General features: G+C 46.0%; 19 protein-coding genes. 14 read left to right on the top strand and 5 right to left on the bottom strand.

The window, feature by feature from the left end:
- Positions 1-15: 15 nt before the first annotated feature.
- Both srmB and ACLIIY_RS12665 read right to left on the bottom strand, forming a co-directional pair.
- Positions 16-1,239, bottom strand: coding sequence for an ATP-dependent RNA helicase SrmB (gene srmB, locus ACLIIY_RS12670; protein WP_005434916.1), 1,224 nt, complete (start codon positions 1,237-1,239; stop codon positions 16-18).
- Between the two features lie 107 nt (positions 1,240-1,346).
- Entirely contained in the window at positions 1,347-2,066 is a 720-nt protein-coding gene (locus tag ACLIIY_RS12665) for a tRNA1(Val) (adenine(37)-N6)-methyltransferase (protein WP_434527680.1), read from the bottom strand.
- 328 nt (positions 2,067-2,394) lie between these two features.
- On the opposite strand from ACLIIY_RS12665, the gene brnQ reads away from it, so the two are divergent.
- Entirely contained in the window at positions 2,395-3,708 is a 1,314-nt protein-coding gene (brnQ, locus tag ACLIIY_RS12660) for a branched-chain amino acid transport system II carrier protein (protein WP_009707702.1), read from the top strand.
- Positions 3,709-3,793: 85 nt separating this feature from the next.
- On the opposite strand, the gene fldB is transcribed toward brnQ, so the two are convergent.
- Complete coding sequence (gene fldB, locus ACLIIY_RS12655; RefSeq protein WP_033004989.1) at positions 3,794-4,312, bottom strand: flavodoxin FldB; 519 nt, start codon at positions 4,310-4,312, stop codon at positions 3,794-3,796.
- 158 nt (positions 4,313-4,470) lie between these two features.
- Between fldB and xerD the strand changes: the two genes are divergently transcribed.
- The 7 genes from xerD (at position 4,471) to ACLIIY_RS12620 (ending at position 13,201) form a co-directional block, all read left to right on the top strand.
- Positions 4,471-5,388 (top strand): site-specific tyrosine recombinase XerD, encoded by a 918-nt coding sequence (xerD, locus tag ACLIIY_RS12650; protein WP_005434910.1) that lies wholly within the window; start codon positions 4,471-4,473, stop codon positions 5,386-5,388.
- Positions 5,389-5,449: 61 nt separating this feature from the next.
- On the top strand, positions 5,450-6,238 hold the full coding sequence (dsbC, locus tag ACLIIY_RS12645) for a bifunctional protein-disulfide isomerase/oxidoreductase DsbC (protein WP_434527679.1): 789 nt from the start codon (positions 5,450-5,452) through the stop codon (positions 6,236-6,238).
- A gap of 46 nt (positions 6,239-6,284) precedes the next feature.
- Positions 6,285-8,024: a single-stranded-DNA-specific exonuclease RecJ gene (gene recJ / locus ACLIIY_RS12640; RefSeq protein ID WP_132698645.1), complete on the top strand. Its 1,740-nt coding sequence runs from the start codon at positions 6,285-6,287 to the stop codon at positions 8,022-8,024.
- 173 nt (positions 8,025-8,197) lie between these two features.
- Positions 8,198-9,296, top strand: a protein-coding gene (gene prfB / locus ACLIIY_RS12635; RefSeq protein ID WP_096030938.1) for a peptide chain release factor 2 whose coding sequence is annotated in 2 segments (ribosomal slippage) — positions 8,198-8,272 and positions 8,274-9,296 — 1,098 coding nt in all. Because the reading frame shifts where the segments join, the coding sequence is not laid out codon by codon here.
- Positions 9,297-9,331: 35 nt separating this feature from the next.
- Positions 9,332-10,864: a lysine--tRNA ligase gene (gene lysS / locus ACLIIY_RS12630; protein WP_005434906.1), complete on the top strand. Its 1,533-nt coding sequence runs from the start codon at positions 9,332-9,334 to the stop codon at positions 10,862-10,864.
- 246 nt (positions 10,865-11,110) lie between these two features.
- Positions 11,111-12,445 (top strand): cyclic-di-GMP-binding transcriptional regulator VpsR, encoded by a 1,335-nt coding sequence (gene vpsR / locus ACLIIY_RS12625; RefSeq protein ID WP_005434905.1) that lies wholly within the window; start codon positions 11,111-11,113, stop codon positions 12,443-12,445.
- A gap of 504 nt (positions 12,446-12,949) precedes the next feature.
- The gene (locus ACLIIY_RS12620) at positions 12,950-13,201 is read left to right on the top strand and encodes a hypothetical protein (protein WP_005434903.1); all 252 of its coding nucleotides are present in this window, start codon (positions 12,950-12,952) and stop codon (positions 13,199-13,201) included.
- A 119-nt stretch (positions 13,202-13,320) separates the two neighbouring features.
- Here the strand turns inward: ACLIIY_RS12620 and ACLIIY_RS12615 are convergent, their stop codons facing one another.
- The gene (locus ACLIIY_RS12615) at positions 13,321-14,355 is read right to left on the bottom strand and encodes an NADP(H)-dependent aldo-keto reductase (RefSeq protein WP_334543768.1); all 1,035 of its coding nucleotides are present in this window, start codon (positions 14,353-14,355) and stop codon (positions 13,321-13,323) included.
- Positions 14,356-14,509: 154 nt separating this feature from the next.
- On the opposite strand from ACLIIY_RS12615, the gene ACLIIY_RS12610 reads away from it, so the two are divergent.
- Positions 14,510-14,821, top strand: coding sequence for a DUF6482 family protein (locus ACLIIY_RS12610; protein ID WP_005434899.1), 312 nt, complete (start codon positions 14,510-14,512; stop codon positions 14,819-14,821).
- Here ACLIIY_RS12610 and mutH read toward each other — a convergent pair whose 3' ends face one another.
- Positions 14,822-15,502: a DNA mismatch repair endonuclease MutH gene (mutH, locus tag ACLIIY_RS12605; protein ID WP_020196724.1), complete on the bottom strand. Its 681-nt coding sequence runs from the start codon at positions 15,500-15,502 to the stop codon at positions 14,822-14,824.
- Positions 15,503-16,120: 618 nt separating this feature from the next.
- Between mutH and rppH the strand changes: the two genes are divergently transcribed.
- Genes rppH through ACLIIY_RS12580 form a run of 5 tightly spaced genes read left to right on the top strand, consistent with a single transcriptional unit; the run spans position 16,121 to position 21,415 of the window.
- Entirely contained in the window at positions 16,121-16,639 is a 519-nt protein-coding gene (rppH, locus tag ACLIIY_RS12600) for an RNA pyrophosphohydrolase (protein WP_005434895.1), read from the top strand.
- A 9-nt stretch (positions 16,640-16,648) separates the two neighbouring features.
- Positions 16,649-18,895, top strand: coding sequence for a phosphoenolpyruvate--protein phosphotransferase (gene ptsP / locus ACLIIY_RS12595; protein WP_027726738.1), 2,247 nt, complete (start codon positions 16,649-16,651; stop codon positions 18,893-18,895).
- Between the two features lie 6 nt (positions 18,896-18,901).
- Positions 18,902-19,693: a sulfite exporter TauE/SafE family protein gene (locus ACLIIY_RS12590; protein ID WP_005434891.1), complete on the top strand. Its 792-nt coding sequence runs from the start codon at positions 18,902-18,904 to the stop codon at positions 19,691-19,693.
- Positions 19,694-19,732: 39 nt separating this feature from the next.
- Positions 19,733-20,554 (top strand): prolipoprotein diacylglyceryl transferase, encoded by an 822-nt coding sequence (gene lgt / locus ACLIIY_RS12585; RefSeq protein ID WP_005434890.1) that lies wholly within the window; start codon positions 19,733-19,735, stop codon positions 20,552-20,554.
- Between the two features lie 9 nt (positions 20,555-20,563).
- Positions 20,564-21,415 carry a thymidylate synthase gene (locus tag ACLIIY_RS12580; protein ID WP_005434888.1) on the top strand — a complete coding sequence of 284 codons (852 nt, stop codon included), beginning with the start codon at positions 20,564-20,566 and terminating at the stop codon, positions 21,413-21,415.
- Positions 21,416-21,631 lie beyond the last annotated feature (216 nt).

The raw sequence follows: 21,631 nt of genomic DNA, 5'->3' as shown, positions 1-21,631 counted from the left end.
ATCAATCAGACGTGATTACTTCTTCTTAGCGGTTTTCTTTTTCGCTACTTTCTTCTTGTCGTCTTTTTTCTTTTTCTTCTTAAACACTGGTTTCTTGTGTTTAGGACGCATCTCTTTCACGAAACGCTCTTTGATGTCTTCTTTTACGTAACGTGCAACGCGATCCATCATTGGTTGGTCGTGCGCTTCTACGATTGAGATAGCGTTACCTTTCTTACCTGCACGAGCCGTACGGCCAATACGGTGAAGGTACACGTCTGCCGTGCGTGGCATATCGTAGTTGATTACGTGTGATACGTCTGGAAGGTCGATACCACGCGCCGCTACGTCAGTCGCTAGTAGCACGTTTACAGTGCCTTCACGGAAACGAGCAATGGCGTTGTTACGGCGATCTTGAGGCATTTCACCTTGAATCCAAGAACATGGAATCTGTGCGCTTTCTAGTTGAGCACGAAGCTCTGCTAAACGCTCACGAGTCTTCAAGAACACGATAGTGCGTTCTGCTTGCTCTGTGATGATGTGTTTTAGCAGGGCAAGTTTATGCTCAGCGTCATCAGCACGGTGGTACCACTGTGCAATCTTCTTACGCTCACGCAGTGGTGATTTCGCGTCGATCTCTGCTGGTTCGTTCAGTAGGTCTGCTGTGAAACCTTCTACGCCTTTACCTTCTAGTGTTGCTGAGAACAGAAGGGTTTGTTTACGCCAGCGACATTCGTTAGACAGACGGTCAACGGTTGGCGCAAAGCCCATGTCTAGCATGCGGTCAGCTTCATCAAGGATTAGCCATTCAATCGCACGACAGTCAAAACGCTCTGCATCAATGTATTCACGTAGACGACCTGGTGTTGCGACCACGATATCTTGTGTGGTTGCTAGGATGTCTGCGTGCTCTTGGTATTGAACGCCACCAGTGATGGTGAAGATGTTTAGCTTGGTATTTTTCGCCAGAGCGCGAGCTTGATCCGCTACCTGCATCGCAAGTTCACGAGTTGGCGTTAGGATCAGAATACGTGCAGGCCCAGGTTTACGACGTGGGAAATCTTGCAGGTATTGCAGTGCTGGCAGGACGAACGCTGCCGTTTTACCAGTACCAGTTGGTGCTGACGCTAGAATGTCACGACCATCTAACGCTTGTGGAATCGCTTCTGCCTGAATTTTAGTTGGGCGTTCGTAGCCCATCTCTTCGATGGCTTCTAGTAGGTTTTGGTCTAGATCAAGTTCAGCAAAGGTTCTGATCACAATGAGTTCTCCACAAGCAAAGCTTGGTTAATGGTTCGCCACAGCAGCATAGAATATAAAAAGGTCGCACATTATAAAGTGATTGGTGACAAGGATCACATGTTATTTCACATCTTAAGATAAAACTCGCGAGTTAGCTGAGTAAAGTCGTCGCTATAACCCTCGCTTGAATGGATGATCAAATGCGTTTCCTGAGTATCACAAGCTTGTTTGGCTAATTCAAACAGTAAACGGTGTACGGGCTTTTTCTGTGATGGTTGCACGCGACAGATACGCGATAAGTACCACCCTTGTTGCTGCGCCATGGCAATAAACTGTTCGCCCTCGGTAATTGGCAGAACAAAACTGGCGCTACCATCTTGTTCAAGTAACTCATAACAACGTTTGAGTAATGCGGCGTGTTGCAAGGTATCTGTGTGTCTTGCTGTTGCTCGTTGGCTTTGCTTCGATTGCTCGCCACTGTTGAAGTAGGGCGGGTTGCAGATGAGGTGTTCAAAGCGCTGCTCCGATTCAAACTGCAATACATCGGTGTGGCGAACGCAGAGTCTGTCTGACCACGGAGATTCGGCGAAGTTTTTCTGTGCTGCCTCGACCGCCGAGATTTCAATATCAAGGGCAGTGATCTGTGCGTTGGGAAACCGCTGAGCGCACATTAATGCCAGCAACCCAGTGCCAGTGCCAATGTCCAAAATTTTACTCTGTGGTGAGCAATTTGCCCAAGCGCCGAGCATCACGCCATCGGTACTGACGGGCATGCCGCTCTCGCCACCGTGAATGGAAAATTGCTTGAACTTGAAGCCCTTAGTCTGAAATCTTTCGCTCTTCATGATTGTTTTATATTTACTCAATAATGGAGATAAATGCTCTATTGTTTCTTAATTGTATAGATTGTTATCTTGTTGGTTATTAAATTGTATTCTCAATTGATCGAGACAAAGAACTAGTCATAAAACTCAAGGTAGTGATTTCCACTGCTTTTAAGTTGGTGAACTAAATTAATATGGTGTTTTTTTCTTAAAGGTTGCCAAATGATGGTTACTTCGTCATTATGCGGCGGAAATTTATAGATTGAACCACAGGTACTCATTAACTTTGGGTATACAAAAAGTGGTCGATGCATACACAACATTCATCAATTCAGAAAAAGGGTTATCTGTGAAGCAGACGTTAAAACTAACAGATATTATCGCAGTAGGCTTTATGCTATTTGCGTTCTTTTTGGGTGCCGGCAACATCATTTTTCCACCACTAGCTGGTCAGCTAGCGGGTGATCATCTGATGCCAGCAATGTTCGGTTTCTTGCTAACAGCGGTAGGTCTACCTCTTATTACTATCGTTGCTATTGCTGTAGCGGGCGGATCTTGGGATCACTTGACTCAAGATCTTCCTAAGAAAGCAGCGGTTCTGATGGCGGCGTTGATCTTCATCATCATCGGTCCTGCATTTGCTGCGCCTCGTACTGGCCTTGTGGCTTACGAGATGGCAGTGAAACCATTCTTCCTAGATGCCTCTCAAGCGCATCTGACGTCATTCTCAATCTTGTTCTTCGCGGTAGCAATGACTTTCGCTTGGTTCCAAGGTCGTTTGATTGACTTGATTGGTAAAGTGCTAACGCCTGTGCTTTTCCTTGGCCTTATCGTTCTAGCGATTGCGGTATTCGTTGACCCGCAAGGCGAAATGATGGGAGCACACGGTGAGTACCTAACTCAGCCGCTGACCAAAGGTTTCCTTGAAGGCTACAACACCATGGATACGTTCGCATCGTTGATGTTTGGTATGCTAATGGTAGACGCACTTCGTAGCAAAGGCATCACTGAGCGTGCAGCAACGACAAAATACCTAATCTGCGCAGGTTGTATTGCAGCGGCAGGTCTTGCGTTCGTTTACATCTCATTGTTCTACCTAGGTGCGACGAGTGCAACTATCGCAGCTGGTGCAGACAACGGTGGTGCAGTACTAAGCCAGTACGTTCAAGCGCTATTTGGCCCTTACGGTCAGATCGTACTTTCAATCATCGTATTGCTTGCATGTTTGACGACGGCTATCGGCCTTATCTCTGCATGTTCAGATTTCTTCAGCTCTAAGACGAAACTGACATACAAGCAGTGGGTTATCATCAACGGTGCTGCTTGTGCACTGATTGCAAACGTAGGTCTGTCTCAGCTAATTTCACTATCAGTTCCTGTACTGTTTGCGTTGTACCCAGTTGCAGTAGCCTTGGTTGCGCTAACATTCGTACGCAGCAAGCTACCAAACCCGCGTGTAGCGTACCGCTCTGTATTGCTAGTATCACTGCTGTTTGCATTGATTGATGCAGCGAAAGTAGCAGGTCTAGACGTTTCAGCATTTAACATGCTGCCACTGTTCGAAGTGGGCATGGGTTGGGTTCTACCAACGTTTGCAGCGATTGTTTGCATGTTCTTTGTTGCTAAATCTTCTCAACCTGAGTTGACAGAAGAAGCGGCATAATTGCTGACTCGCAAGATTAAAAAAGCCCGGTGAAGCGATTCACCGGGCTTTTTGTTTGTCTGTCGTTCAGTAAGTTGATACCGACTTATAGCGTGTCGTGAAACTCAACCAACACTTGCTCACACCATTTCTCGATGCGTTCGTCACTCAGTTCGTATTGGGAATCTTCATCCAGCGCTAAGCCGACAAATTGGCTGCCATCTTCAGTCAGTGCTTTCGATGCTTCGAACTCATAACCTTCATTTGGCCAGTAACCGATAAATTGCGCGCCTGTTGCTTTTAGCTCGTCATGCAGTAGACCCATCGCATCAAGGTACCATTCGCCGTAGCCTTCTTGGTCACCCAAGCCAAACAGGGCAACCACTTTGCCTTTTAGTGGCGTAGTTGCAATGTTTTCCCAAATGGCACTCCAGTCTTCTTGGATTTCACCGAAGTCCCAAGTTGAGATACCAATCAGCAGTAAATCGTAGTCTGCCATCAGTGACAGCGGTGTCTCTTTCACGTTGTGAATGTCGACAAGGTCTTCACCAATGATATTGCGAATTTTCTCTGCTGCCATTTCTGTGTAGCAGGTTGTTGAGCCGTAAAAGAGTCCGATTTTCATTATATTCGTCGTTTTTTGTGTTGCTGTTGTGGCAGATTCTAACCATAAAACGGGGAAGATTGCAGCGAATATCCCGAGGGAGATGATTTTTTTATGGTATTGGTTGGGCACTTGCCTTACTCTCAATACTGTAAATATAAACAGATAAGGAAGCGTTCATGACGGCACAACAGCCTGTCAATCAACAAGATTTTGGTCTTGTTGAGCAATTCTTAGATGCGATGTGGATGGAGCGTGGTCTATCGGAGAACACGTTGGCTTCCTACCGAAATGATTTAATGAAACTGCTCGCGTGGATGGAGCAACACAGCTACCGACTTGATTTCATCAGTCTGTCTGGCTTGCAAGAGTACCAAAGTTACCTAGTCGATTTAGATTACAAGCAGACATCCCGCGCGCGCATGCTGTCGGCGATTCGCCGTTTGTTCCAATACATTCACCGTGAAAAAGTACGTGCAGATGATCCGAGTGCATTGCTAGTAAGCCCAAAGTTGCCACAGCGCCTACCTAAAGACATCAGTGAAGAACAAGTGGACGCACTGCTTGATGCGCCAGACCCAAACGATCCGGTCGAACTGCGTGATAAAGCCATGTTAGAGCTGCTTTATGCTACGGGTTTGCGTGTGACAGAGTTGGTCAGTCTGACAATGGAAAACGTCAGTTTACGCCAAGGGGTAGTGCGCGTGACCGGTAAAGGTGGTAAAGAACGCCTGGTTCCTATGGGAGAAAACGCGGTCGACTGGATTGAAACTTTTATCCAGCAAGGTCGGTCTGCTCTATTGGGAGAGACTACGTCGGACGTGGTATTCCCAAGCAAACGTGCAAGACAAATGACCCGCCAAACCTTTTGGCACCGTATTAAGTACTACGCTGTGATTGCGGGTATTGATACTGACCAATTGTCACCGCACGTATTGCGCCATGCTTTTGCAACGCACTTATTGAACTATGGCGCAGATCTCAGGGTCGTACAGATGCTGTTGGGGCATAGTGACTTATCGACCACGCAAATTTATACTCACGTGGCGACTGAGCGATTGAAACAGATCCACAGTCAACACCACCCAAGAGCATAATGATGGTTTGGTTCATCCATTATCTCATTGGATGAAAGGATTTTATTTTAAGGTGAATTTAATGAGCGTATTACGCCGACTAACTCTGCTGACTTTACCGTTTTTCGTTGCCGCTTGTGGTGCTGAAGAAAGTCAGGCAAAAACGGAAACTCCTGCACAACAAGTCGCGCCAGCGGCAAAACAGAACTTTGATGAAGCAGCGCTAAAAGCGAAGTTTTCTAAGTTGGGTGTGTCTATTCTTGATATCCAACCATCAGACGTTGCTGGTCTTTTAGAAATTCAAACCAATGGTGGTGTGCTGTTCGCATCAAACGATGGTAACCATTTTATTGCCGGTACACTTTACGCCATCGATGATAACGGCGGTTACAAAGACGTAATTGCTGAACGTCAAGCACCTTTGAATGCAGCAAAAATCGCGAAGTTCTCCGACAGCGTGATCGAATACAAAGCGGACAACGAGAAATACGTTGTGACGGTATTCACTGACATCACTTGTGGTTACTGTGTGCGCCTACACAGCCAAATGCAAGGTTACAATGACTTAGGCATTACGGTTCGTTACATGGCTTACCCTCGCCAAGGTGCAACAGGTCCAGTTGCTGAACAGATGGCGACAATTTGGTGTGCAGAAGATCCGAAATCAGCAATGCACAACGCAAAAGTAGATCGTACGTTTGATAATCCAGCGAAAGATCTTAAGCAGTGTAAAGAGACAATCCAAGCGCATTACAACCTAGGTCGTGAGCTTGGCATTTCTGGTACACCAGCGATCTTCCTACCAAACGGTGAGCTAGTAGGTGGTTACCTTCCACCGGCAGATCTGCGAAAACGTTTAGAGCAACAATAATCCTTTAAGGAGCAGAGCCAGTGATATTCGCTGGCTCTTTTCAAACATGATAGAAATTCAACGACGTCCCGAACCGGATCTTTCTCTTCTTCCCGATTCTATTCCCGCCATTCTTAAGCGTATTTACATCAACCGTGGTATTACGGATGTAGCACAGCTAGAGACCTCTGCGCGTGGCTTGCACTCTTACCAACAACTTGGCGGTATTGATAAAGCGGTCGAGCTCTTATTCCAAGCGATTGATGAGAAAAAACGTATTATTGTCGTAGGCGACTTTGACGCTGATGGCGCAACCAGCTCGGCTCTGTCTGTTCTCGCATTGCGTATGCTTGGCAGTAATAATGTCGATTACCTAGTGCCAAACCGTTTTGAAGATGGCTACGGCCTTAGCCCGGAAGTAGTAGATCAAGCATTAGAGCTGGGTGCTGAGATGATCATGACGGTAGACAACGGTGTATCGTCAATTGAAGGTGTCCGCTACGCCAAAGAAAACGGCATTACTGTACTGGTGACTGACCACCACTTACCGGGCCAAGTGCTACCGGATGTGGATGCCATGGTGAACCCGAACCTCGACAGTTGTGCTTTCCCATCGAAAGCGTTGGCAGGGGTTGGCGTTGCTTTCTATCTGATGATGGCGCTGTGTGTATACATGCGCAAACAGAATTGGTTCGCGCAGCAAGGCATGCAAGAGCCTAAATTGATGGAACTGATTGACCTTGTTGCACTTGGTACGGTCGCCGATGTTGTTCCACTCGATGAGAACAACCGCATTCTTGTACACCAAGGCTTGCAGCGAATTCGTGCGGGCAAAGCGCGTCCGGGGATTCAAGCGTTGATCGAAGTGGCGAAGCGCGATGCTCGTCGTTTAGTCGCATCAGATTTTGGTTTTGCTTTAGGCCCACGAATTAACGCCGCAGGTCGCCTTGATGACATGTCATTCGGTGTTGAACTGCTGATGTGTAACAACATCCATGCAGCTCGTCGTATGGCGAGTGAGCTAGACGGTTTGAACCAAACTCGCAAAGAGATTGAGGAAGGCATGAAGCAAGAAGCGATGGCTTTTTGTGAGCGTCTTCAGTTTGGTGAAAACAGTGAACTGCCTTACGGCTTAGCTTTATTCCAACGCGATTGGCACCAAGGTGTGATAGGCATTCTCGCTTCACGCATCAAAGAGAAGTTCCACCGTCCTGTTATTGCTTTTGCTGATGGTGGAGAAGGGACGATCAAAGGTTCTTGCCGTTCAATTCCTGGCTTGCATATGCGTGATGCGTTGGACTTTATCGATACGCAAAACCCAGGTTTGATCATCAAATTTGGTGGTCACGCAATGGCGGCAGGTTTAACCATCAAAGAGCAAGACTTTGAGCGTTTCAGTCGTTTGTTTGATGACGTCGTGAAGAAAGAGTTGGATGAAGCTGCGCTAAAAGGCGTGATCATGTCCGATGGTGAGCTTAAGCCTGAAGAGTTTTCAATGCACGTTGCGGAGCAATTGCGCTCTGGTGGCCCTTTTGGTCAAGCGTTCCCAGAACCCATCTTTGATGGTGAATTTAAAGTGCTGCATCAAAAGCTCGTGGGTGAGAAGCACCTTAAGCTGATGTTAGAACCGCTTTACAAAGGTCATCCAACCAATGTGATGATTGATGGGATTGCGTTTAACGTCGATTTGCGTCGTTGGCCGGATGCATCGGTCAAAACAGTACGTCTCGCGTATAAGTTGGATGTGAATGAATTTCGTGGTAATCAATCATTACAGCTAATGATCGATCACATCGAAGCCAAGTAATACCGAGAAAATCACTTCTTATAGAGTACGGTCGCCTTTAAGTGGGGCAAAAATTTCATGACCGTGCTCTCTCTAATTGCAATCTGAATTCCCAGCCGAAATTTTCCTGTATCTCCGTCACATTTTTGAGTAGAATTTCTCGGTTAAATTCTATTCTAAAATGTTGAGCCAACATGTTTGAAATCAATCCAATTAAAAACCGTCTGCAGGACGTGTCTGAGCGCACGAATGTCCTGAGGGGGTATCTTTGACTATGACGCTAAGAAAGAGCGTCTAGAAGAAGTCAACGCAGAACTTGAACAGCCGGATGTATGGAACGAGCCAGAACGTGCGCAAGCACTGGGCAAAGAGCGTGCATCACTAGAAGCGGTTGTTGAAACTATCGTTCAACTAGAACAAGGTGTAGAAGACGTTGATGGTCTTCTAGAGCTTGCGGTTGAAGAAGAAGATCAAGAAACGTTTGACGAAATCGAACCAGAACTTGCTGAGTTGGAACAGAAGCTAGAACAGCTTGAATTCCGTCGTATGTTCTCTGGCGACCACGACAGCTCTGATTGCTACATTGACTTGCAAGCAGGCTCAGGTGGTACCGAGGCACAAGACTGGACCAACATGATGCTACGTATGTACCTGCGTTGGGCTGAAGCAAAAGGCTTCAAGGCAGAGGTTATCGAAGTATCTGAAGGTGAAGTCGCTGGCCTTAAAGGCGCGACAGTTAAGATTTCTGGTGAGTACGCTTACGGTTGGCTACGTACAGAAACAGGCGTTCACCGCCTAGTACGTAAATCGCCATTCGATTCAGGCGGCCGTCGTCACACGTCATTTGCTTCTGCGTTTATCTACCCAGAGATTGATGAAAACATCGCTATCGACATTAACCCTTCTGACCTACGTATCGACGTTTACCGTGCGTCAGGTGCTGGTGGTCAGCACGTTAACACCACTGAATCTGCGGTACGTATTACGCACGTTCCAACGAACACAGTAGTGCAATGTCAGAACGACCGTTCTCAACATAAGAACAAAGATCAGGCAATGAAACAGCTTCGAGCGAAGCTATTTGAGCTTGAATTGCAAAAGCAAAACGCGGAAAAACAAGCTAATGAAGACGCTAAGTCTGACATTGGCTGGGGTAGCCAGATCCGTTCTTACGTATTGGATGACTCACGCATTAAAGACCTCCGTACGGGCGTTGAAAACCGCAATACTCAAGCGGTTCTTGATGGCGATCTGGACAAATTTATTGAAGCTAGCCTGAAATCAGGTCTATAAAGCTTTTCACCGACAAAAAACAGGATACATCGAAAATGACTGATGCTGTTCAAAACGAAACTGTACAAGAAGCCTCTGCACAAGAAGAGAACAAGCTAATTGCTGAACGCCGCGCTAAACTGGATGCAATCCGAAAGAGCTGCAAAGCGAACGGCCATCCAAACGACTTCCGTCGTGACGCACTAGCGGGCGACCTTCAGAAAGAGTTCGGTGAAAAGACGAAGGAAGAGCTAGAAGAGCTTAACCACGTAGTAGCAATCGCTGGCCGTATCATGGCTAAACGTGGTCCATTCTTGGTAATCCAAGAAACTTCTGGCCGTATCCAAGCTTACGCTGACAAAGCGGTACAAAAAGTACTGAAAGACCAATACCAAGGCCTAGATATCGGTGACATCATCGGTGTGAAAGGTGCACTTCACAAGTCTGGTAAAGGCGACCTATACGTGAACATGGAAGAGTACGAGTTGCTAACTAAAGCACTACGTCCACTTCCAGAGAAGTTCCACGGTCTAACTGACCAAGAGATGCGTTACCGTCAACGTTACGTTGACCTAATCGTTAACGAAGATTCTCGTCAAGCGTTCGTAGTACGTTCTAAAGTAATGTCTGCAATCCGTAATTTCATGATCTCTAAACAGTTCATGGAAGTTGAAACGCCAATGATGCACGTTATCCCTGGCGGTGCGAGTGCGCGTCCATTCATCACGCACCACAACGCACTAGACATGCCAATGTACCTGCGTATCGCGCCAGAGCTATACCTGAAGCGTCTAGTTGTTGGTGGTTTCGATCGCGTATTCGAAATCAACCGTAACTTCCGTAACGAAGGTCTTTCTCCACGTCACAACCCAGAATTCACAATGATGGAATTCTACATGGCGTACGCAGACTACAAAGATCTGATGGATCTAACTGAAGAACTACTAAGCTCTGTTGCTCTAGAAGTTCTAGGTTCAACGTCAATGCCTTACGGTGAAGACACGGTTGAGTTTGGTGGCACTTACACTCGTATGAGCATGTTCGAAGCTATCAAGCACTACAACCCAGACCACGCGCAAATCCAAGCGCTAACAGAAGAAGACATTCAAAACCGTGACCTAATGGTTTCTATCGCGAAATCTGTTCACGTTGAAGTAGAACCTTTCTGGACATGTGGTCAGCTTCTTGAAGAGATCTTTGGTGAAACAGCTGAACCTAAGCTAATGCAGCCAACGTTCATCACGGGCTACCCAGCAGATATCTCTCCACTGGCTCGTCGTAGCGATGACAACCCGTTCTTCACAGACCGCTTTGAATTCTTCATCGGTGGCCGTGAAGTAGCAAACGGCTTCTCAGAGCTTAACGATGCAGAAGACCAAGATGCACGCTTTAAAGCACAGGTTGAAGCGAAAGAGTCTGGTGACGACGAAGCAATGTTCTACGATGCAGACTACATCACTGCTCTAGAGCACGGCCTACCGCCAACAGCAGGTCAAGGTATCGGTATCGACCGCCTAGTTATGCTGCTGACTAACACGCACACTATCCGTGACGTGATCCTATTCCCAGCGATGCGCCCACAAGCGTAATCTCCTCGCTGAGTAATGAAAAAACCACCTGCGGGTGGTTTTTTTGTATCTTTAATTTGAACCAATTCAACTATTTGCATTTAAGTTTGGATAGGAAAGGTAAATAAGCATTCGCCAAATCTCAATCTGTTGCATAGTCTTAATATTGAGACAGACTTCGTCAGTCGTAGTCTCGATAATGTTACCCGTTCGCAAAGATGGGTTTGTGGAGCGAAATTTCTATCAACAATCAATAAGGGTTAGAGAATGGCTGGGCAGTTTAAGATGGATTCCATTCCGGGATCGCTAGTCGTAGTTGGCGGTACTTATGAACCTTGGTTATCAGTACTAGAACAAGTGGGATGGAAGTGTCACCAAGTGGGTGACTTACGTAAAGCCAACACATTGTTAGAAGATATTGGACCATGCATCGGTATAGTTGACCTCAGCCATGATGAGTTCAGCCTTAATGGTTTAGCAAACTTAGTGAGTTCTCATAAACACGTGCGCTGGTTAGCGTTCATCCGAGAATCTCAACTCGGAACTGATACCATCTGTCAGTTCATCGTGAACTTCTGTATTGACTTCTTTACTGCACCAATCCCAGATGCGCAGCTACTCAGCACCATTGGTCACCAATTGGGCATGCTGAAACTAGAGAAGAAAGTATGGCCGAGCTTCGGTAACAGCCTAGATATGGGGCTGATTGGCGAATCTATCCCAATGAAACGCCTGCGTGACCAAGTAAAGCGTATCGGTCCAACGGATGTGAGTATTCTTATCTATGGCGAAAGTGGTACGGGAAAAGAGGCTGTCGCTCGTGCAATTCACAAAGTGTCGTCACGTTCGCATAAGCCATTCTTGTCGATCAACTGTCGTGCGCTTAATGAACAACGTTTCCAAGCGGAAGTGTTTGGTATTCAAGCCGATGAGGACATGGGCCAAAGCCTGCTTGAGCAAGCGGATGGCGGTACGGTTCTTTTCAATGACATCCTAACCATTTCAAAAGAACAGCAGATGAATCTGCTACGCTTCCTGCAAGAAGGCACAATCGAAACTCGTGATGGTGCGAAGAACGTTAATGTTCGTGTTCTTGCTGCTAACTCTTCAGACGTTGAAAAAGCGCTGATTGATGGTGACTTTAACGAAGAGCTTTACCATTACATTAATGTACTGCGCATCAACGTACCGAGCTTAAAAGAAAGAGCAAGCGACATCGGCATGCTGGCACGTTTCTATCTTCAAGAGTTTTCAAAAGAGTACAACTCGCAAGCCAAGAGCTTCTCTGAAGACGCTCTGAAATCGCTGACTCGTTACTTCTGGCCAGGTAACGTACGAGAGCTGATGAACCAAGTGAAACGTGCGGTTTTGATGTCTGATAGCGTACTGATTGAAGAGCATCACTTAGATCTTCCTCAACGAAATGACTCGAAACGTAGCTTGAAGTCTATTCGTGAGAAGAGTGAGCGAGATGCGTTGCTGGTGGTATTAGAGTCGCACTCTGGTCAGGTCTCTAACGCAGCAAAAGAACTTGGTGTATCACGTGCAACCATGTATCGACTGCTGAATAAACATAATTTGATTTCAGATCAAACGGTTTAATCGATAACAAGCTTAAGAGAAAGGGAGTGCTGATGCGCTCCTTTTTTGTACTCAACGACCTGATATTTATAAAACTCGATATTTTATATATTCCTTAGTTGAATATGTTATTCAAAAAACTATATGCAACCTAATTTTAGCCTATTGGTTTGTTTTTAATCGAAAGGATAAAAATTGTTTGATAAATATCCTCTGTTGCTTACAATTTAGCCGTAACTCAAAGAGTTATACCACATCAATCACGGATTAATTTTTAGCTAGGAGGCGCAAGATGAAACATTACGTTGTTAACACTACTGCTTGCGCTGATCGTATGTCTGATGCTCGCTCAACCTTTGATGCGACCAAACCAGATTTTACTGGCTCATTAGATTAAATTAATCCGTAACCTTTCTATTTTACTAGGCTGCGGAAAAGTAGCGGCTTAGTCTCAACAGAATCTCTCTGTTTAATTACCCCACTATTTTTCCCAGTCGATTATCTATCGCTATTTGGAGAAAAATTATGCGTCACTCTATCTATCTAAAACTGGCCACGGTGCTTTTGAAAGCAGATCTGAAACGTGAAGAAAAGCAATGGCAACGTATGGTTCGTCGTAGTTCTCATGATATTCCATGGACTAACGAGCACTTACTAAAAGACATTGGCCTGGATAAAGATGGCCGTTCAACACAAGCTAGCGTACCTGACGCGGTAAAAGTTGAACGTCGAGTTCGTCACCTTCGTCGTGTGTTAACTTCGCGAATACTGACGTAATCGAAAGCCCAAGTTGAAACTCCCACACACATTCGATTCAATTTGGGCTAAGAAAAAAGGCTGACCATCATGGTCAGCCTTTTTCGTTATTACGTTTGGTATTGTTTGCCCGGCGCCCACTATGGGCAGGGGTTCGAGTAAGTCGTACCAATCGCTTGGATGTCATTAAGCAATTCTTCACTTAGATGAACATTGATGCTATCGATATTGGACTTCAGCTGTTCTAGGTTAGTCGCACCAATGATGTTAGAGCCAACAAATGGACGCTGATTCACGAAGGCAAGCGCCATTTGCGAAGGGGCTAAACCGTGGTCACGAGCTAGGTTGACGTATGCTTCTGTCGCTTTAACGCCTTGTGGTGTGAAGTAGCGAGCAAAGCGTTCCCAAATCGTGCAACGCGCACCTTCTGGTTTTGCTCCGTTGAGGTATTTACCACTTAAGCAGCCAAATGCCAGCGGTGAGTATGCGAGTAGCTGAACGCCTTCGTAATGGCTAATTTCAGATAAGCCGACTTCGAAGCTGCGGTTTAATAAGTTATATGGGTTCTGAATGGAGACGATTCTCGGTAAATCATGTTTTTCTGCCAAACGTAGCAGTGACATCACGCCCCATGGCGTTTCGTTTGAAACACCGATGTAACGCACTTTACCTGCGTTGACTAACTCTGTGAGAGCTTCAAGGGTCTCGATCAGCGTGACCTCTTCTTGCTTATCTGGGTAAGGGTAGTTGAGCTGGCCAAAGCAGTTGGTCTGACGCTGCGGCCAATGCAATTGGTATAGATCGACATAATCGGTTTGCAGGCGTTTTAAGCTATCGTCGATCGCAGTGTGAATATGGCGACGGTTAAGGCTCATGTTTTCACGAATGTATGGGACGTTGCGCGGACCAGCGACTTTCGTTGCTAAAACCACTTTCTCGCGTTTACCGCTTTTCGCTAACCAATTGCCAATGTACTGCTCGGTGAGTCCTTGTGTTTCTGCTTTCGGTGGTACGGGATACATCTCGGCAGTATCGATGAAGTTCACCCCATGATCGAGGGCAAAGTCGAGCTGTTGAAAAGCTTCTTGTTCGGTATTTTGCTCACCAAACGTCATAGTGCCAAGGCAGATCTTACTGATCTCGAGTGATGAGTGCGGTAGTTTTGTATATTGCATTTCACATCCTTGAAGAGTTACCGACTGAATAAGTCATTCCAATATAGGGGATTTTTAGTTGCTGTCGCAAATGATTTAAGTTTCGCTTTGTAGTTAACTCGAAACTTATCAATACGGTAACTAGACTTAAAGGATCTTGTGAAGGAGGTGCATTATGCAGAAGCATCAACTCGACATGTGGTTGCATGGCCACCACAAAGACTCCTATAAAACTCCGAAGGTCTTTGTGATAGGTTGTTCTGATGTCTCTGACTATCTGTTAGCAGTGGAGTACAAACACCAACTAGAGCCAATCAAAGACGGCGAAGATCCGATTCATTTTGGATCGTTAGATTTGGTGAAAGAAGAGCTGCTGAGGTTGGGGATTGATAAAGCGTATTTGAGACTGCACAACGCATACGATGAGTTCGGTAGCGAGGGTACAGCCTCTTACTGCGATATTGAATTGTCACTCGTAACGCATTGATCACTCTGATTGAGCGTTGATGTAGTGCTTCAATAGTATCTGTTCGGTGAATTGTGTCCTGAGGTAGAAACCGCGGGGCAGGGTTTTTATCGGCTTGCCATTTGAACTGTAAGCTTCCGTCAGTGCTTTTGCGTTCGCAGCTTTAGGGCGCAGATGAAGCGCTTCTCCGTGTCTGGCGGAAATTTGATCAAACTTACCTAAAACGATCAATTCCATCAATTCTTCCCAGTCGTTTTTCAGAATTAACTCTTCTTCTTGATCCGGTGACCAAATCAAAGGGCTACCGACGCGGCGTTCAGCTAACGGAATCTCACGTTCTCCTTCCACTGGAACCCAAAGTACACGAGATAGCTTGTTACGCACGTGACTGGTTTCCCATGTTAAGCCTTGCACACCAGTCAGTGGTGCAACAGAGACAAAGGTTGTTTCTAATGGTTTGCCAGAATAACTGATCGGAATGCTCTTTAGCTCGATCCCAAGCTTAGCGAAATCTTGTTGCGGTTTACTGCCAGCTGGTGCACCTAAGTGCCATTCCAGTAATTGCCCAACCCAGCCTTTATCGCGTTTCAAGTTTTCAGGAACAGTCATGCCTGCCTCTTCGGCAAGCTCTGTAAAGCTTAAGCCCGCAATGTCGTGCGCGCGTTCCATCAGTTCTGCTTCGGATTGTGGTTCTGGTTTCATAATGACAAGGTGGTGTTGGAAAACATCTAGTCTAACAAATTTGAATAAAATCCTCTGTCGAAGATTTCATCGAGCTGGATTAAGAATGATCAATCCATAACTTATCCACAGATTAGGAAGTGACCAATAGGATCTCTAGCTGGGCTGGATGAATAAACAGGGGTTTGGGACGTGATTGAGACTTGATTTTATTAAGATATCATGAAGTCTTACCTGTCCAATGTGGATAAATAACCGATTGTGCGATCTTTGACCGATCTGTATTTGATGAAAAGATCATCAGGAAAAATAAGATCAATAAATCATCAGTTTTACATTTAAATCTTTATTAATCATATTCTTATGTGTTTTGGTTTAAGTCTTTATAAATGTTGCCAATAATGGTTTTGAACAAAATTCTTTGTTGATAGCGTTTTCTTCACAAAGTTATTCACAGAAAAGGTGAATAAATGTGGGCTATGTCTCAGTCTTGTGTTGATAAAATAATATTTGTTCAAAAGATATCCAAAACTGGCCGAAAGGTAATAAATCTTGCTCATATCACATCAGTAAGTTTGCTAGTAATGGGGATATGTGGAAAAATCACGGTAATAAAAAATTATTCATAGAGGTTAGCCAGTGATAGATGGCGATGGTTACCGACTCAATGTTGGTATTGTGATATGTAATAACCATGGTCAGGTCTTCTGGGCTAAACGATACGGGCAACACTCATGGCAATTTCCACAAGGTGGGATTGACGAAGGTGAAACACCTGAACAAGCCATGTTCAGGGAGTTATATGAAGAAGTCGGTCTGACGAAAAAAGACGTTAAGATCATCGCAACAAGTCGTCATTGGTTAAGATATAAGCTACCAAAGCGATTGGTGCGTTGGGACTCCAAGCCTGTTTGTATCGGCCAAAAACAGAAATGGTTTCTGCTGCGATTGGAATGCGACGAATCCCGCATCAATATGCAGCGTGGGAAATCCCCTGAATTTGATGGTTGGCGCTGGGTAAGTTACTGGTATCCAGTTAGGCAAGTTGTTTCTTTCAAGCGAGATGTTTACCGTCGCGCAATGAAAGAGTTTGCATCTTTAGCCATGCCTTTTCGAGAGCGTAAGACGAAAGGGAAAAGAAAAAAGCAACGTAGATAGAGGATCAACATGCTCAGTCAGCTAAGGGAAATAGTTGAGAAAGTCTCCAGAGTCGATGACGTCCATCTGGCGCTCGACATATTAGTAAAAGAGACTTGCGCAGCCCTATGCACTGAATGTTGTACTATCTATCTTGCTAACGACGAAATGCAGCGCCTTGAGTTAATGGCAACTCAAGGCCTGATTTTTGAAGGCGATAGCATCCATATCAACTTCAATGAAGGCTTAGTCGGTTTGGTAAAGCGCAGTGCTGAGCCATTAAACCTTGCTGAGGCTTCTACTCACCCTGATTTTAAATTCTTCCCTCAGTTGGGTGAGCAGGTGTACCACTCCTTCCTCGGTACGCCGATCATCCATCGCAAGCAAGTATTAGGTGTGTTGGTTATCCAGCAGAAAACGCCGCGTTTGTTTAGTGAGATGGAAGAGTCTTTCCTTGTGACTTTATCTGCGCAGCTTGCTGTGTTGATTGCGCATGCCCAAAACTTAGGTCACTGGCAGCTCGCCTCTAAGCCTACTGTCATCAAGGGGCTTCCAGCTTCGACGGGTGTCGCAATCGGTGAGTTTTGGTTTGATGATACGCAGCCAAATCTAAACGACGTATTTCCAACTTCGACATTAGATAAAGAACGTGAACATGAATTGCTTGCGGTTGCCGTCGAGCGAGCGTTGGGTGATTTCCGCCGTATGCGGAAGAAATTCGATAGTGAAATTAACAAAGACGCGTTAGCGATCTTCGATCTCTTCACTCACTTGCTGAACGATCCTATGTTGCGTGGTGATCTTAAGAAGCAGATCGAGAAAGGTGATCGTGCGGACTGGGCACTGCGTCAGGTTGTCGAAACCTATTCCAACCGTTTTGCTCGAATGTCTGATGTTTACCTGCGTGAACGTGCGCAAGACATCCGTGAACTCGGGCAACGTCTGTTGTACTTCTTGCACAACAGTGAACAAGAACATGCTTCCATTGACCGTCCGGTTATCTTGGTTGCCAACGAACTCACAGCGACTTTACTCGCATCAATTCCAAAGCAACATCTGTTGGCTGTGGTGTCACTTGAAGGCGCAGCAAACTCTCACGCCGCGATTCTGTCTCGCGCGTTAGGTGTGCCTGCCATTATGGGCGCGAACATCAATACCAGCGTTGTCAATGGCAAGAAAGGGATTGTCGATGGCTACACTGGCGAGATTTATCTTGAGCCAAACAGACAGCTCCTGCGCGAGTATCGCAGCTTAGTTAGTGAAGAGTCTGAATTGTTCGCCATGGTGAACAAAGATTTGGCATTGCCAGCGATCACTCAAGATGATTGCCACATTGAAGTCATGCTCAACGCGGGCTTGAGTGCGGATAGCAATATCGCCATCAACTCTGGTGTGGATGGTGTGGGTTTGTACCGAACTGAAATCGCTTTTTTACTTCAGCATCACTTTCCATCAGAAGATGAACAGTATCATCAGTATCAAGCCATCCTCAATAGCTACGCTAATCAGCGCGTGGTTATGCGTACTTTGGATATTGGCGGCGATAAACCATTACCGTATCTGCCAATTGATGAAGACAACCCATTCTTAGGCTGGCGTGGTATTCGCTTTACGTTGGATCATCCGGACATCTTTTTGATCCAATTGCGTGCGATGCTAAGGGCGAGTGCAGAAAGTGGCAATCTGAGTATTCTGTTGCCGATGGTGTCTGGTATTAAAGAACTCGATGATGCGATTACGCTTATCAATCAAGCCTACAGTGAAGTGGTACTGTTGGATGAACGCATTCAAGCGCCAAAAGTTGGGGTAATGATCGAAGTGCCTTCAATGGTGTACTTGCTACCCGCTATTGCGCATCGTGTCGACTTCGTTTCTGTCGGTACCAACGACTTAACGCAATATTTGTTGGCCGTCGATCGGAACAATTCCCGTGTTGCGGATGTCTATGAATCCATGCATCCTGCGGTGTTGTTGGCGTTAAAACAAATTCATGATGTTTGCCACCAGTATCAAGTACCTGTGTGTATTTGTGGTGAGCTAGCAGGTGACCCATTTGGTGCGCTCTTATTGTTGGGCTTAGGCTACAACAGTTTAAGTATGAACACCTCAAACGTGGCTAAGGTGAAATATTTGATTCGCCATAGCCAGAAAAAAGAATTAGAAAAACTCGTCGAAAAAGCCATGTCATGCTCTTACGGGCAAGAAATCCATCAAATGATGCATGATTTCTTTATTCAACAAGGTTTTGCCGGCTTTATTCGTGCAGGTAAGAAGTAGGTAATTGTGACCATCTCTTTATTCATATTATTGCTCGCGCTGGGCGCTTTTGTAGGCGTGATGGCTGGGCTTCTTGGTATTGGAGGCGGGCTAATTGTTGTACCTGCATTACTTTATCTTCTTCCTCTTGCTGGTATCTCGCCAGAGATGAGCATGCACATGGCGTTAGCAACGTCATTAGCGAGCATCATCGTCACTTCGGGCTCATCGGCGCTTAATCACCTTAAGCTTGGTAACGTCGATATGTTCGTTGTCAAATGGCTGATGCCTGGCGTGGTGATTGGCGGTTTTGTTGGGGCTAATATTGCCGAGTGGATCCCTACTCATTACTTGCCGAAAGTGTTCGGGGTGATTGTGCTGTGTTTGGCAATACAGATGTTTCGCTCCATTAAAACCAAAAGTGAGAAGCCAATGCCGAGTAGTCCGGTCACTGTAATGTACGGAACGGGAATTGGTGTGGTTTCAAGTCTTGCTGGTATTGGCGGTGGTTCGCTGTCGGTGCCTTTCTTAAACAAGCATGGTATTGAAATGCGTAAAGCGGTTGGCTCCTCTTCGGTGTGCGGCTGCGTGATTGCCATCTCTGGCATGATTGGATTCATCTTACATGGCTACAAGGTAGAAGGGTTACCTGACTACAGTGTGGGTTATGTTTACCTGCCAGCTTTAGCGGCGATTGCTATGACGTCGATGCTCACGACGAAAGTCGGCGCGAAGATGGCAACCAACCTTCCAACAGCGGTCTTGAAGAAGATTTTTGCTGTGTTCTTGATGTTTGTTGCAGCGACCATGCTGCTGTAAAGTCCACCTGTTTTATTAGTAATAAGAAGAGAATGATTTATGTCTCAGGGATACTTTGAATTTCCCAATATTGATCCGGTTTTAGTCTCTATTGGTCCTGTTTCTGTTCGTTGGTACGGTTTGATGTACCTAGTCGGCTTCATGTTCGCACTATGGTTGGCAAATCGTCGTGCAGATAAGCCGGGTAGTGGTTGGACGCGTGAGCAAGTTTCTGACTTGTTGTTTGCGGGTTTCCTTGGGGTCGTGATTGGTGGCCGTGTTGGCTATGTGATTTTCTACAACTTTGATTTGTTCTTAGCTGACCCGTTATACCTATTCAAAGTTTGGACCGGTGGTATGTCGTTCCACGGCGGTCTGTTAGGTGTTATCACTGCCATGTTCTGGTACGCACATAAGAATGGTCGCACTTTCTTTGGTGTAGCAGATTTTGTAGCGCCATTGGTGCCATTTGGCCTTGGTATGGGGCGTATGGGTAACTTCATGAACAGCGAGCTTTGGGGACGCGTAACAGATGTGCCATGGGCGATCATCTTCCCGAATGGCGGTCCATTGCCTCGTCACCCATCTCAGCTTTATGAGATGTTCCTAGAGGGCATTGTGCTGTTCTTCATTCTGAACTGGTTCATCAAAAAGCCTCGTCCTTTAGGTGCGGTATCAGGGCTATTTTTAGCTGGATATGGTACATTCCGTTTCCTAGTTGAGTTTGTCCGCGAACCGGATGCACAGCTTGGTCTATTTGGTGGTTACATTTCGATGGGACAAATCCTATCGTCACCGATGATCATTCTGGGTGTTCTAATGATGGTTTGGGCGTACAAACGTGGTCTTTACCAAGACAAAGTCCAAGCAGAAACGAAGTAAGGAATTGGTGTGAAACAGTATTTAGATTTGTGTCAGCGTATCGTTGACCAAGGCACTTGGGTTGAAAACGAACGCACAGGCAAACGCTGCCTAACGGTGATCAACGCAGACTTGACCTACGATGTTGCTAACAACCAATTCCCATTAGTAACGACACGTAAGAGCTTTTGGAAAGCGGCAGTTGCTGAGCTACTTGGTTATATCCGTGGTTACGACAACGCTGAAGATTTCCGTAAGCTAGGTACGAAGACATGGGATGCGAACGCAAACCTAAATGAAGCATGGTTGAACAACCCATTCCGTAAGGGTGAAGACGACATGGGACGCGTATACGGCGTTCAAGGTCGTTCATGGGCGAAGCCAGATGGTGGTCATATCGACCAGCTACGTAAGATTGTGGATGATTTGACGCGCGGTGTTGATGACCGTGGTGAAATCCTAAACTTCTACAACCCTGGCGAATTCCACATGGGCTGTTTGCGTCCATGTATGTACAGCCACCACTTCTCACTGTTAGGTGACACGCTGTACCTAAATAGCACGCAGCGCTCTTGTGACGTTCCGCTAGGTCTGAACTTCAATATGGTTCAAGTGTATGTGTTCTTGGCAATTATGGCGCAAATCACAGGCAAGAAACCTGGTCAGGCGTACCACAAGATTGTGAATGCACACATCTACGAAGATCAGCTTGCGCCAATGCGTGATATCCAGTTGAAGCGTGAGCCACTAAAAGCCGCTACTTTCCACATCAACCCAGAAATCAAATCGCTAGAAGATTTGGAAACATGGGTAACCCTAGATGACTTCTGGGTAGAAGGTTACGAGCATCACGACCCAATTCAGTACCCGTTCTCAGTTTAACGAGTATATTGAGTTTCTAAGCCGCCTTTATGGGCGGCTTTTTTTCGTCTGAAGGGCAGAGATAGGAGGGAACGGGTTTCGCCCTGAGGAACGCTTCACTCCGAGATGTGAGAGGGAATAAAAGATCCCCAACTCGCTCGTGCCTCGCTCTTGAGGATGACGTTCAGTCACTCTCAAATCAAACGGCGTCATTCCCGAAAGCGACGAAGGAGCGTC

It is taken from the genome of Vibrio sp. K4 (assembly GCF_051122595.1).
In the GTDB taxonomy this organism is placed as follows: Bacteria; Pseudomonadota; Gammaproteobacteria; order Enterobacterales; family Vibrionaceae; genus Vibrio; species Vibrio owensii.
Note: the sequence above shows the minus strand (reverse complement) of the source record. Positions and strands in the feature narration are given on the sequence as shown.